This window comes from Micromonospora sp. NPDC005171 (genome assembly GCF_040608575.1).
Lineage (GTDB): Bacteria > Actinomycetota > Actinomycetes > Mycobacteriales > Micromonosporaceae > Micromonospora.
Genome location: NZ_JBEXIM010000004.1, coordinates 277083 through 290113, shown reverse-complemented (window position 1 = coordinate 290113; position 13031 = coordinate 277083). Strand labels below are relative to the sequence as shown.

Below are 13031 nucleotides of genomic sequence, written 5' to 3'. Positions count from 1 at the left end.
GGAGAAGCATTCCACAGTCGAACATCAGCCCGATACCCGCAGGAGGTCTCCCGGGGACACCGCGAGGAGGTCCGCGGCCCGCCCGCCGTTGACCGCGACCGCCACCAGACCGGCCGAGTCGACGTACGCCACCAGGCCACCGGTCGGGGCGTCGCCGAACGTCCGCCCGTGCACCGCCGCACGGGCCGGCGTCGGTCCCGGCGGACCCACCCGGACGTCGGCCGGCAGCGGATCGAGCAGCTCGGCCGGTGCGGCGAGTTGGACGTTGCCGAAGTGGTCCACCGTCAGCACCTCGGCGGTGAAGCCCTCGGCGTCCCGGCTCACCGTCGGCTTCGGTAGCCGCACCAGCCCAGCCGGGTCGACCGGTGGGCCCGCCTCGGCCAGCGGCGCGCCGAGCGCCAGCCGGGCCGCCACCGGTGCGAAGACGTCCCGGCCGTGGAACGTGTCGGACACCCGGGTGGCCAGCCAGCGCGGCTCGGTCAGCTCGACCGCGTCGGTCACCCCGCCGAGCGCGGTGGCCGCGTCCAGCAGCAAGCCGTTGTCCGGGCCGACAAGCAACCCGCCCGGGGTGCCCAGCGCGACACCCCGTCGGGCGGTGCCCACGCCCGGGTCGACCACCGCCACGTGCACTCCCACCGGCAGGTACGGCACGGTCTGCGCCAGCACGGCGGCACCCCGCCGGACATCCGCCGGCGGCACCAGGTGGGTCACGTCGATCACCCGGGCGGCCGGCGCGATCCGGGCGATGGCCCCGTGGCAGGCGGCCACGAAGCCGTCGGTGAGGCCGTAGTCGGTGGTGAGCGAGATCCAGGGCACGGCGGACATGCCCGCAGGCTAGTAGAACCACGGGTGCTGGCGGATACGGGACAGTGCAGTGGCCGACCGGCCCCTCCCGTCGGCGGATGATGTTGGGCAGACTGCCCTGGTGACAACTCGGAACCTCCCCGCGCTCGGAATCCTGCTGGTCGCGGTCGCCCTGACCGCCGGCTGCGGCAGTGACGACGACGGCACACCGAACGCGACCCCGTCCGTCTCGTCCGAGGCGGCCCCGACCGGTCTGCCGACGCCGCAGGCCGCGCCCTCTGCCGACGGTGCGACTCCGCCCTCCGCCCCCACCGCGCAGGGCACGACGGAGCGTAGGCCGTCCAGTCCGCCGCCGGTGGTGCTGCCCAAGCGTCCGACCAGTGCCCCCGGGGCCAAGCAGGTCATCGAGGCGTTCCGGGCCGCCGGCCTGAAGGTGCCGCACCCGAAGGACCGCTCGGTCGACTGTGGGCCGGACGGCCTCGGCCTGGGCTGTTCCGAGCTGATGGCCACTGATGCCGTCACGGTCTACGTGTTCCCGGATGAGACCAGCGCCAGCGACATCGCGGAGACCTGGAGCGGCCAGTCGTACCAGCGCGGCGCGGTGGTGCTGAACTACCTGGAGGCGAAGACCCCCGCCGCCGACCGCCCGCGCTACGAGAAGGTGCTCAACGGCCTGCGCTGAGGGCGAGCAGGAGGGCGGGTCAGCCCCGCAGGCGTAGGCCGCGGGGAGTGGCCCGGAAGCCGGCGGTGGTCAGCGCGTCCCGCAGCGGCGAGGAGTGCACCGCCTCACCATCGGCCCGCTCCACCGACATCGCACCCAACGCCCCGGAGTGGACGGCGTCGGCGAGCGCCTTGCCGGCCGCGGCGAGGGTGTCGGTGTCGTCGGTGAAGGAGAGCAGCGTTCGGCCGCCGCGTTCGACGTAGAGGACGAGGTCACCGCCGACCTGCACCACCAGGGCGCCCGCCTTGCGCCCGGCCCGGTGCCCGGTCGCCGGGGCGGCGCCGTCGCCGGAGTCGACAACCCGTTCCGGCCAGGGCAGCGCCGCGCCGTACGGGTTGGCCGGGTCGGTCGCGGCCAGCACGGTGGCCACCGAGCCCCGCCCCCGGGCGCCGTCGGTCGGCTCGGCCAGCGCGCGCAGCCGGTCCACAGCACCGGGTACGGCGAACTGCGCCGCGCCGAGCCCTTCGACGAAGTAGCCCCGGCGGGCCGCGCCGCGCTCCTCCAGCGCCGACAGCACCGGGTAGACCGCCGAGAACCCACCGACCACCTGCTCGGCCATCACCGCCCCACGGGTGACCACCCCGTGCCGCTCCAGCAGCAGGTCGGCGAGCGCGGCGGCCCGCCGGGTCGGGTCGAGATCCCGCTCCGGGAGACGTGACCAGCGGCCGGCGACCGTCGGCGGGCCACCCCGGGTCGGCAGCGCCACCCGACCGGGCCGCCGGTAACGGGTGCGGGGGGCGGACGGCCGGGAACGGTGCGCGCCGCCCGCGCCGAGCACCGCGCGCAGCGGGGCGAGGGTGTCGTTGCTGAGGTGCCCCGCCCAGACCAGGTCCCAGATCACAGCGGTCAGCGCGGCGTCGTCGGTCGAGCCGACCCGGTCGGCCAGCGGACGGAAGAACAGCGCCTGCCCGTCGCCGAGCGCGTCGAGCACCGCGTCGTGCAGCGGGGTACGGGTCAACGCCTCGTCGGGCGGCGGAAGCAGCAGGGGCGCGGCGTCCGCGTACGCCAGGGTGACCCAGCCGTCGCCTCCGGAGATCGCGCCCGACCCCGCCCAGAGCACCTCCCCGCTCGCGCACAGCTCGTCGAGTTGGGCGGGGGAGTAGTCCGCGACCCGGGCGGGCAGCACCAACCGCTCCAGGGCGGACGCCGGCACCGCCGCGCCCTGCAACTGCTCCACGGTGGCGGCGAGCGCCTCGACACCTCGGGCGGACGAGCCGACCTGCTGCCAGCGGGGCAGGAACGTGGCCAGCGCCCGGGGCGGCACCGGCTCGATCTCCCGGCGCAGCGCCGCGAGCGAGCGGCGGCGCAGCATCCGCAGCACCTCGGCGTCGCACCACTGGGCGCCTGCCGAATCCGGGGTGAACTCCCCGGAGACCACCCGCCCGGTGGCGCCGAGCCGGCGTAGCGCCTGCTCGACGACGAACACGCCGAGGCCGAACCGGGCCGCGCAGCTGGCCGCGGCGAACGGCCCGTGGGTGCGGGCGTAGCGGGCCACCAGGTCACCGAGCGGATCGGCCACCGGGGCGAGGTACGCCTCGGCCACCCCCATCGGCAGCGCCACGCCGAGGGCGTCGCGCAGGCGGGCGGCGTCCTCGACGCCCACCCAGCGCTGCTCGCCCGCGATGCGGACCCGCAGCACCCGGCGGGTCGCCTCCAGCTCGCTGAGCCACGTCTGCGGCACCCCCCGCTCGGTCAGCTCGGCGTCGCTCAGGTCACCGAGCACCCGCAGCAGCTCGACGACGTCCTCGGCGTCGCGGGGGCGGCGCTGCTCGGTCAGCCACCGCAGCTGCCGGTCGGTCTCGGTGAGCACCGCCGGGTCGAGCAGCTCCCGCAGGTCGACCCGGCCGAGCAGCTCGCCGAGGAGCGTGGAGTCGAGCGCGAGTGCGGCGGCGCGTCGCTCGGCGAGCGGGGCGTCGCCCTCGTAGAGGAACGCGCCGACGTAGCCGAAGAGCAGCGACCGCGCGAACGGGGACGGCGCGCTGGTCTCCACCTCGACCAGCCGCACCTTCCGGGTGGCCAGGTCGCGCATCAGCCCGGCAAGCGCCGGCTGGTCGAAGACGTCCTGAAGGCACTCCCGGGCGGCCTCCAGGGTGACCGGGAAGTCCGCGTATTCGCGGGCGACGTCGAGCAGCTGCGCGGCGCGTTGCCGTTGCTGCCAGAGCGGTTGGCGGCGGCGCGGGTCGCGGCGCGGCAGCAGCAGCGACCGGGCTGCGCACTCCCGGAAACGGGCGGCGAAGAGGGCGGAGGTGCCGACCGACTCCTCCACGAGCTGGGTGATCTCGTCGGGCTCGAAGACCACCACGTCGGCGCCGGGGGGCTCGTCGGCGGTGTCCGGAAGTCGCACCACGATGCCGTCGTCGGAGGGCATCACCTGGGCGTCCACCCCGTACCGCTCGGCCAGCCGCCGGCCCACCGCGAGGGCCCACGGCCCGTTGACCCGGGCACCGAGCACGCTGTGCACGGCCATCCGCCAGTCACCCAGCTCGTCGCGGAACCGCTCGACCACGACCGTGCGGTCGTCGGGCAGCGAGCGGGTGGCCTCCCGCTGCTCGCGCAGGTAGGCCATCAGGTTGCCGGCGGCCCAGTCGTCCAGCCCGCCGTCGCGTAGCGCGGCCAGCGCTGCCTCGTCGGTCTGTCGCAGCAGGGTGCGCACCCGGGCGCCGATGGCCCGGCCCAGTTCCACCGGCCGACCCAGCTGGTCGCCCTTCCAGAACGGCATGCGCGCGGCCTGCCCGGGGGCGGGCGAGACCAGCACCCGGTCAGGAGTGATTTCCTCGATCCGCCAGGAGGACGAGCCCAACAGGAAGACATCCCCGACCCGGGACTCGTAGACCATCTCCTCGTCCAGCTCGCCGACCCGGGCGGCCCGCTCGGCGCCGGCCAGGAAGACCCCGAACAGGCCCCGGTCGGGAATCGTGCCGCCGCTGGTCACCGCGAGCCGCTGCGCGCCGGGCCGGCCGGTGAGCAGGTCGGTGGCCCGGTCCCAGACCAGGCGGGGGCGCAGCTCGGCGAAGGCGGTGGACGGGTAGCGGCCGGAGAGCATGTCCAGCACGGCGTGCAGCGCCGAGTCGGGCAGCTCGGCGAAGGGCGCGGCCCGGCGGACCAGCACGGCCAGGTCGCCGAGCGCCCACGGCTCCAACGCCACCATCGCGACGATCTGCTGGGCCAGCACGTCCAGTGGGTTGCGCGGGTAGTGCAGCTCCTCGATCGCGCCGTCGGTCATCCTTTCCGCGACCACCGCGCAGGAGAGCAGATCGCCGCGGTGCTTGGGGAAGACCACCCCACGGGAGACGGCGCCCACCTGGTGCCCGGCCCGGCCAACCCGTTGCAGCCCGGCGGCCACGCTCGGCGGGGCCTCGATCTGCACCACCAGGTCGACAGCGCCCATGTCGATGCCGAGCTCCAGGCTGGAGGTGGCCACCACCGCCGGGAGCTGACCGGACTTGAGCGCCTCCTCGATGTGCTTGCGCTCCTCCCGGGAGACGCTGCCGTGGTGGGCGCGGGCGATCACCGGCGCCGCGCCGGTGGCCGCGCCGGACTGGGCCATCACCTCGGCCGGCGGCCTGTTGCGCACCGGACCGGCGGGGCCACCCCAGCGCTGCGCGCCGGACGCCGGGTCGCCGTGGCCCGCCGGGTCGTCGCCCGCCGGCAATCCCTCGGGTACGCCGATCGCGCCCTCGTCCGACGCGGATGCGGCCACCGCCTCGGCGGCCAGCTCGTTGAGCCGGGCGCAGAGGCGCTCGGCGCTGCGCCGGGAGTTGGTGAAGACGATTGTCGAGCGGTGCTGCCCGATGAGGGTGAAGACCCGCTCCTCCACGGCCGGCCAGATCGACGCCCGACGTGGGCCGGGGCCGCCGAGGTCGTCCTCCGGTGGCTGCTCCTGCTCGTCGAGGCGGGTCATGTCCTCCACCGGGACCTCGACGCTGACCTCGATGGTCTTCGGGGTGGCCGGCTGGACCACGTCGACCGGGCGGGCGCCGCCGAGGAACTGCGCGCAGGCGTCGATCGGCCGGACGGTGGCGGAGAGGCCGATGCGTTGGGCCGGGGCGGGCAGCAGCTCGTCGAGGCGTTCGAGAGAGAGGGCGAGGTGGGCGCCGCGTTTGCTGCCGGCCACCGCGTGCACCTCGTCGACGATCACCGTCTGGATGCCGCGCAGCGAGTCGCGCGCCGCGGACGTGAGCAGCAGGAACAGCGACTCGGGTGTGGTGATGAGGATGTCCGGCGGGGTGCGGGCGAAGGCTCGTCGCTCGTCGGCGGGGGTGTCGCCGGTGCGCATCCCGACGGTGATGTCGGGCGGCGCGACGCCCAGCCGGGTGGCCGCCTGCCGGATGCCGGCGAGTGGGGCGCGCAGGTTGCGTTCCACGTCGACGGCGAGGGCCTTGAGCGGGCTGACGTAGAGCACCCGGCACCGCTGGCGGGCCTCGGTCGGAGCCGGCTCGCGGGCGAGTCGGTCCAGTGACCAGAGGAAGGCGGCGAGCGTCTTGCCCGAGCCGGTGGGCGCCACCACGAGCGCGTTGCGACCGGCGGCGACCGACCGCCAGGCGCCGGTCTGCGCGGCGGTCGGGGCGGCGAAGGCGTTGTCGAACCAGGCGCGGGTGGCCGGGCCGAACCCGGCGAGCACCGCGCCGGCGTCTGCGTCTGCCCCGGTCACCGATCCATCGTGCCCCGCCGGTCCGACATCCACGAGCGACCTCACGACGGAATGAACCAGCAAAAGGCAAAAAGCGTGGAACGTGCGCTTAATACGTTAAGTCTCACTTAACTGCTTGCTTCCAAGGAGCAACATAAAGTAACTTCACTCGCAACGCGAACCGGGGTGAGGGGATTTGATGGCCGGCGAGCCGCGCACCGTCGAACCGGGCACCGACGTGCTGATTCGCAAGGTCGACAGCCACCTCGCCGCGCTCCGCACCGGCCTGCACGGCCCCGAGCTCGAGCTCGCCGAACGCCTCGCCCGCTGCCTGCGCGAACTGGTCCTCTGCACCGCCCAGGCCAGCGCCGCCGACCGGGGTCAGGTCCGCGTTGCCGTCCACTACTTCGTGTTGCGTCGTGAGAGCCGTGGCCGCCTGCTGTCGGTGCGGTCGCTGACCGCCGCCGAGCGGGTGGTCGACCGGGTCGCCCGCCAACTCGGCCGCCCCGACCTGCTGGCCGAGCTGCGCCACGACCGCCCCGCACCCGACGACGCGCAGCCCCTCAACAGCGCCCTGCTGCGCTGACCCGCCCGCCCTGCCGCGTCGATCAAGGGCTTCGCGTCGGAAAGGCGGGCCTGGACGCGCACATCTGTTGATCAAGGGCCTTGGGTCGGGCGGGGCTCTGGCGAATTCCGGCAAAACCGCCCGGTGTGGAGCGAACTGGCGTCTGATCGCTGCTAGGCGCCACCGCTGCCACGGGCGTCGGCCATGTCGATCGGGAGTGCAGGTGCTGGTACTGCTCATCCTCCATCTCGTGGCGGCCCTCGCCGCGCCCCTGCTCGTCCGCTGGTGGGGTCCGCGCGCGTGCTACCCGCTGGCGCTCGCGCCGGCCGCCGCCTTCTGCTGGGCGGTGGCCCGCACCCCGGCCGTCGCCCACGGCGGCGCGGTGGTTGAGACGTACCCGTGGATCCGGCAGTTGGATCTCGACATCGCGTTCCGGCTCACCACGCTCTCCTGGTTGATGACGTTGCTGATCGGCGGCGTCGGCGCGCTGGTGCTGGTCTACAGCGCCCGCTACTTCAGCGCCGGCTCCACCGGGCTGGCGCGGTTCGCCGCGGTCCTGGTCGCCTTCGCCGGCGCGATGCTCGTCCTCGTCTTCGCCGACGACCTGCTGCTGCTCTACGTCGGCTGGGAGCTGACCACGATCTTCTCGTACCTGCTGATCGGGCACAGCACCGAACGGCGGTCCAGCCGCTGGGCGGCGGCGCAGGCGTTGACCGTCACCACGCTGGGCGGCCTCGCCATGCTTGTCGGCTTCATCATGCTGGGCGAGCACGCCGGCACCTACCGCTGGTCGGAGATCAGCGCGCAGCAGCTGCCCGGCGGTGGGTACCTGGTGGGCGCCGTGCTGCTGATCCTGGCCGGGGCGCTGTCCAAGTCGGCGGTGCTGCCATTCAGCTCGTGGCTGCCGGTCGCGATGGCGGCGCCCACGCCGGTCAGCGCCTACCTGCACGCCGCCGCCATGGTCAAGGCCGGCGTCTACCTGGTCGGGCTGCTCGCGCCGGTCCTCGCCACGGTCGGCCCGTGGCGGCCGGTGGTGCAGGTCGCCGGTGTGGCGACCATGCTGCTCGGCGGTTGGGCCGCGCTGCGTCAGACCGACCTCAAGCTGCTGCTGGCGTACGGGACGGTCAGTCAGCTCGGCCTGCTGGTCGCGGTGACCGGGTCAGGCACCCCGGACGCCGCGCTGGCCGGTACCGCGATGCTGCTGGCGCACGCCCTGTTCAAGGCGGCGCTGTTCCTGGTCGTCGGCATCATCGATCACGGTGCCGGCACCCGTGACCTGCGCGAGCTGTCCGGGCTGCGGCACTGGTCCCGGCCGCTGTTCGTGGTCGCCGTGCTGGCCGCGGCGTCGATGGCCGGGGTGCCGCCGCTGGTCGGCTTCGTGGCCAAGGAGGCGGTGTTCGGGGCGTTCACCGAGCAACCGGTGCTCCTCACCGGCCTGGTCGCCGGGACGGTGCTCACCGTCGCGTACAGCGCCCGTTTCCTCTGGGGCGCGTTCGCCGACCGGCCGGGTGTGGCACCGGTCCCGCCGGGCTCGATCGCCGCGTCGCTGCTGGTCCCGCCCGCTGTCCTCGCCGGTGTCGGCCTGCTCGCCGGTCCGGCCGCGAGCGTGCTGGACCACCTGCTGCGCCCGTACGCCGATCTGCTCGGCGGGGTCGACGCGCACCTGGCGCTCTGGGCCGGACCGACCCCGGCGCTCGGCCTGTCCGTGCTGGCGCTCGTCGGCGGCGGCGTGCTCTTCGCGGTGCGCGGGCCACTCGCCCCGGTGCTGGAGCGGCTTCGGTCACCGGTGGGCGGCAATCGGGGGTACGAGTGGATCATCGGCCGGTTCGACCGGCTGGCCATCGAGGTCACCAGCGCGACCCAGCGCGGCTCCCTGCCGCAGTATCTGGGCATCATCCTGGTCAGCCTGGTGCTGGTGCCCGGTACGGCGATGCTTTCCGCCAGCCCCTGGCGGGCGCGGATTCCGCTCTGGGACAGCGCGCTGCAACCGGTGGTCGTGGTGGTGATCGCGGTGGCGGCGGTGTTGGCGGTCGGCGCCCGTCGCCGGCTGACCGCGATGTTGCTCGTCGGCATGACCGGTTACGGCACGGCGATGCTGTTCGTGCTGCACGGAGCACCCGACCTGGCGCTCACCCAGTTTCTCGTGGAGACCTCGACGATCGCGGTCTTCGTGCTGGTGCTGCGTCGCCTGCCCCAACGGTTCTCGGCCCGCCCGCTGCGTCGTACCCGGTGGGCCCGTCGAACGATCGGTGTGGCGGCGGGGGCGGTGGCCGCCGGGTTGGCCCTCACCGCCGTCGGCGCCCGCCGGGCGCCGGACATCTCCACCGTCTTCCCGGATCTGGCGGTGGCGCAGGGGTACGGCCGCAACGTGGTCAACGTGACCCTTGTCGACATCCGGGCCTGGGACACGATGGGTGAGTTGGCGGTGCTCGTGGTGGCCGCGACCGGGGTGGCGAGCCTGATCTTCGAGCGTTCCCGCACCGGGCCGCGGCCGCGCCGGCCCGAGTCGGACCAGCGGGCGGGTGGGGGCGGCCGGCCGGTGTGGCTGCGCGGTGGTCCCACCCTCTACGAGGAGCGCCGCTCGATCGTGTTGGAGGTGGTCATCCGGCTGATCTTCCACACCGTGGTGCTGTTCTCCCTGTTCCTGCTCTTCTCCGGGCACAACGCGCCGGGCGGCGGGTTCGCCGGCGGGCTGGTGGCGGGTCTCGCCCTGGTGGTCCGTTATCTGGCCGGCGGCCGGTACGAGCTGACCGAGGCGGCGCCGATCGGTGCCGGCGCGATTCTCGGCGCCGGGCTGGCCGTGTCGGTGGGAAGCGGCGTGGTGGCGCTGCTGGTCGGTGGGTCGGTGCTGGAGAGCGCGAAGATCGACCAGGCCCTGCCACTGATCGGCGACGCCCACCTGGTCACGTCGATCTTCTTCGACATCGGCGTGTACCTGGTCGTGATCGGGTTGGTGCTGGACATCCTGCGCAGCCTCGGTGCCGAGGTGGACCGGCACATCGAGGCCACCGGAACGGCCACCGGCGGGTTGGCCGTCAACAAGGGGGACCGGGCATGACGGCGAGCGGTGCGGGGCCGACGTTGGTGCTGGTGGTGGCCGTCGCGGTGCTGGTCGGGTGCGGGGTGATCCTGCTGTTGGAGCGCAGCCTGACCCGGATCCTGCTCGGGGTGATCATGCTCGGCAACGGGGTGAACCTGTTGATCCTGTTGGGCGGGCGGTCGGGCGGCGCGCCGATCGTCGGCACGGGGCCGGTGGAGCGGATGAGTGATCCGCTGCCGCAGGCGATGGTGTTGACCTCCATCGTGATCACCTTCGGGTTCACCGCGTTCCTGCTCGCGGTGGCATACCGCAGCTGGTATCTCTCCGGCGACGACGAGGTCCCCGACGACCTGGAGGACCGGCAGATCATCGGCCGGGCCGAACGCAACGAGGTGGGTGCCGTCGATCGCGGTGGGGAGGGTCCGAACGGTGACCCGGAACAGGTCGATCCCGAGCCGGCCCGCCGACGGCTACGACGCGGGGATGATTCGTGATCAACACGTTGGTGCCGCTGCCGGTGGTGGTGCCGCTGCTCGGTGCGGCGCTGACCCTGCTGCTGGCCGGCTATCCCCGACTCCAGCGCGCGACAAGCGTGCTGTGTCTGAGCGGCACGCTCACAGTGGCGGTGCTGCTCCTGGTGCAGGCGTACCGGCACGGGCCGGTGGTGGTGGCGGTCGGGGCGTGGCCGCCGCCGGTCGGCATCGTCCTGGTGGCCGATCAGCTGGCCGCGCTGATGCTCGTGGTCTCCTCGGCGGTGACCCTCTGCGTGCTGCTCTACTCGATCGGGCAGGGGCGCAGCGACACGAGCGAGAGTTCGCCGGTGTCGATCTTCCACCCGACGTACCTGGTGCTCACCGCCGGCGTCACCAACGCGTTCCTGGCCGGTGACCTGTTCAACCTCTTCGTCGGGTTCGAGATCCTGCTGGCCGCCAGCTTCGTGTTGATCACCCTTGGGGGCACCGAGACCCGGATCCGGACCGGGTCGACGTACGTGGTGGTCAGCATCCTCTCCTCGATGATCTTCCTGGCCTCGGTGGGTCTGGTGTACGCGGCCACCGGCACGCTCAACCTCGCCCAGCTCGCTCAGCGCCTCGACGACCTGCCCGGCGGCGTCCGACTGGCCCTGGAGCTGATGCTGCTGCTGGCCTTCGCGATCAAGGCGGCGGTCTTCCCCCTGTCGGCCTGGCTGCCGGACAGCTACCCCACCGCGCCGGCCCCGGTCACTGCCGTCTTCGCGGGTCTGCTCACCAAGGTGGGCGTCTACGCGATCATCCGCACCGAGACGTTGCTGTTTCCCGGTGGGCGTGCCCACGTGCTGCTCATGGTCCTCGCCGGGTTGACCATGGTGATCGGCATCCTCGGTGCGGTGGCCCAGTCCGACCTGAAGCGCCTCTTCTCGTTCACCCTGGTCAGTCACATCGGCTACATGATCTTCGGGGTGGCGTTGAGTACCGCCGCCGGCCTGTCCGGCTCGATCTTCTACGTGGTGCACCACATCACCATCCAGACCACGCTGTTCCTCGTCGCCGGGCTGGTCGAGGAGCGCGCCGGCAGCACCGACCTGCGCCGCATCGGCGGCCTGGCCCGGGTGGCGCCGCTGCTCGGTGTGCTCTTCTTCGTCCCGGCCATGAATCTCGCCGGAGTGCCACCGTTCTCCGGTTTCCTCGGCAAGCTCGGCCTGCTCCAGGCCGGGGTGGCCGTCGGCGGGCCGCTGCCCGGTGTGCTGGTCGCGGCCGGCACGCTGACCAGCCTGCTCACCCTGTACGTGGCGTCCCGGGTGTGGAACATCGCCTTCTGGCGTGCGCCCCGGCTGGCCACCAGCGCGCCGGTAGTCCAGTTGCCGAGGCTGATGGTGGGCGCCACCGTTGCCCTGGTCGCCCTCGGGCTGGCGTTGACCGTGCTGGCCGGTCCGCTCTTCGACGTCACCGCCGACGCAGCTGCGGACCTGCGCCTGCGTACCCCGTACGTGCGTGCCGTGCTGCCCGGCGGCGTGCCGTGACCGGCCCCCCTGAGCCGGCTCCCGACGCCCCCAGGCCCGCGGTCGTTGGGCGCGGCCGGCTCGGGCGCTGGCGGGACCAGGCGGTGGCGCTGGGCTGGCTGGTGCTGGTCTGGAACCTGCTCTGGGGCGACATCACCTGGGGCAACCTGGTGGGCGGCCTGCTGGTGGGCGGAGCCGTGCTGGTGTTCTTCCCGCTGCCGGCGGTCAGCTTCGGCGGCCGGCTGCGACCACGGGCGCTGCTGGTGTTCGCGGGCCGGTTCGTCGTCGAGTTGGTCAGCGCGAGCCTGCACATCGCCCGGATCGCCGTGCAGCCCGGCTACCGGCCGCGCGGGGCGATCATCGCGGTCCGGTTGCGGGTGCCCACCGACCTGAACCTGGCGCTCACCGCCGAGGTGGTCTCGTTGGTGCCGGGCACGCTGATCCTCGAGGTGGATCGGGACGCCGGAACGCTCTACCTGCACGTCCTGGACACCCACGGCCCGGCGGACCTGGACGTGTCCCGGGACCGCACGCTCGCCGTCGAGCGGCGGATCGTCCGGGCGGTGGGCTCCACCGCCGAACTGCACCGCGTCGAGACCACGTCACCGCAGAAGGGAACCCGCCCGTGACCACGTTGCTGGCCGTCGTCCTCACCGTGCTGCTGTCGGTCACCGCGCTCCTCGCGCTGGCCCGCCTCTACCGGGGCCCGTCGCTGCTGGACCGGGTGATCGCCGCGGACATGCTGCTCGCCACGATGGTCGGCGCGGTGGGCGCCGAGGCGGCGGTGAACCGGCACGCCAGCACCCTGCCCGTGCTGGTGGTGCTCTCCCTGCTCGGCTTCGTGGGCTCGGTGTCGCTGGTCCGCTTCGCCGTCCGGGAGCAGCAGTGATCGCCACCATCGCGGACTGGCTCGGCGCCGGCTGTCTGGTGGCCGGCGCGCTGCTCAGCCTGGCCGCCGGGATCGGCGTGCTGCGCTTCCCGGACGCGCTGTCCCGGATGCACGCGGCCACCAAACCGCAGGTGCTCGGGGTGCTTCTGCTGCTGCTGGGCATCGCGTTCAGGCTGCGGTCCCCGACGGACCTGGGCATGATCCTGCTGGTGGCGATCTTCCAGTTGTCGACAGCGCCGGTCGCGGCGCAGATGATCGGCCGGGCCGCGTACCGGTCGGGGCGGCTCGACCGGAGCCTGCTCGACGCGGACGAGCTGGCCGAACGCGGACCAGGCGGCGGGTCGGCGGGGCCGGCGTGACGACCGGTGAACCGGACGATCCGCTCCTTCGGCCCACCCCCAGCG

The 13031-nt window shown here is 73.5% G+C and carries 10 protein-coding genes; 8 read left to right on the top strand and 2 right to left on the bottom strand.

Translation table 11 applies throughout. The features are described 5' to 3' along the window. Positions 1 to 24: 24 nt before the first annotated feature. Positions 25 to 825, bottom strand: a complete 801-nt coding sequence (locus ABZU74_RS09635; RefSeq protein WP_355420394.1) for an SAM-dependent chlorinase/fluorinase — start codon at positions 823 to 825, stop codon at positions 25 to 27. A 100-nt stretch (positions 826 to 925) separates the two neighbouring features. Between ABZU74_RS09635 and ABZU74_RS09630 the strand changes: the two genes are divergently transcribed. After that, complete coding sequence (locus ABZU74_RS09630; protein ID WP_355420392.1) at positions 926 to 1486, top strand: hypothetical protein; 561 nt, start codon at positions 926 to 928, stop codon at positions 1484 to 1486. Between the two features lie 19 nt (positions 1487 to 1505). On the opposite strand, the gene ABZU74_RS09625 is transcribed toward ABZU74_RS09630, so the two are convergent. Then, positions 1506 to 6176, bottom strand: a complete 4671-nt coding sequence (locus ABZU74_RS09625; RefSeq protein WP_355420389.1) for an ATP-dependent helicase — start codon at positions 6174 to 6176, stop codon at positions 1506 to 1508. Positions 6177 to 6354: 178 nt separating this feature from the next. Here ABZU74_RS09625 and ABZU74_RS09620 point away from each other — a divergent pair, with 178 nt between their 5' ends. From ABZU74_RS09620 to mnhG, 7 genes are all read left to right on the top strand, one after another. Continuing rightward, positions 6355 to 6741: a hypothetical protein gene (locus tag ABZU74_RS09620; protein ID WP_355420386.1), complete on the top strand. Its 387-nt coding sequence runs from the start codon at positions 6355 to 6357 to the stop codon at positions 6739 to 6741. Between the two features lie 202 nt (positions 6742 to 6943). Beyond that, complete coding sequence (locus ABZU74_RS09615; protein WP_355420383.1) at positions 6944 to 9778, top strand: Na+/H+ antiporter subunit A; 2835 nt, start codon at positions 6944 to 6946, stop codon at positions 9776 to 9778. After that, positions 9775 to 10254: a Na(+)/H(+) antiporter subunit C gene (locus ABZU74_RS09610; RefSeq protein ID WP_355420381.1), complete on the top strand. Its 480-nt coding sequence runs from the start codon at positions 9775 to 9777 to the stop codon at positions 10252 to 10254. The genes ABZU74_RS09615 and ABZU74_RS09610 overlap by 4 nt, the downstream gene beginning before the upstream one ends. Beyond that, a complete protein-coding gene (locus ABZU74_RS09605) occupies positions 10254 to 11759 on the top strand; it encodes a Na+/H+ antiporter subunit D (protein WP_355420548.1) in 1506 nt (501 codons plus the stop codon). The genes ABZU74_RS09610 and ABZU74_RS09605 overlap by 1 nt, the downstream gene beginning before the upstream one ends. Then, positions 11756 to 12367: a Na+/H+ antiporter subunit E gene (locus ABZU74_RS09600; RefSeq protein WP_355420379.1), complete on the top strand. Its 612-nt coding sequence runs from the start codon at positions 11756 to 11758 to the stop codon at positions 12365 to 12367. The genes ABZU74_RS09605 and ABZU74_RS09600 overlap by 4 nt, the downstream gene beginning before the upstream one ends. Then, complete coding sequence (locus tag ABZU74_RS09595) at positions 12364 to 12627, top strand: monovalent cation/H+ antiporter complex subunit F (protein ID WP_355420376.1); 264 nt, start codon at positions 12364 to 12366, stop codon at positions 12625 to 12627. Before ABZU74_RS09600 ends, ABZU74_RS09595 begins: the two co-directional genes overlap by 4 nt. Then, the gene (gene mnhG / locus ABZU74_RS09590) at positions 12627 to 12986 is read left to right on the top strand and encodes a monovalent cation/H(+) antiporter subunit G (RefSeq protein WP_355420545.1); all 360 of its coding nucleotides are present in this window, start codon (positions 12627 to 12629) and stop codon (positions 12984 to 12986) included. The genes ABZU74_RS09595 and mnhG overlap by 1 nt, the downstream gene beginning before the upstream one ends. The last annotated feature ends 45 nt before the right edge of the window (positions 12987 to 13031 follow it).

Excerpts from the sequence above, each read along its gene's own strand:
- ABZU74_RS09610 (WP_355420381.1), top strand. The coding sequence starts at position 9,775 with ATGACGGCGAGCGGTGCGGGGCCGACGTTGGTGCTGGTGGTGGCCGTC.
- ABZU74_RS09635 (WP_355420394.1), bottom strand. The coding sequence starts at position 825 with ATGTCCGCCGTGCCCTGGATCTCGCTCACCACCGACTACGGCCTCACC.
- ABZU74_RS09620 (WP_355420386.1), top strand. The coding sequence starts at position 6,355 with ATGGCCGGCGAGCCGCGCACCGTCGAACCGGGCACCGACGTGCTGATT.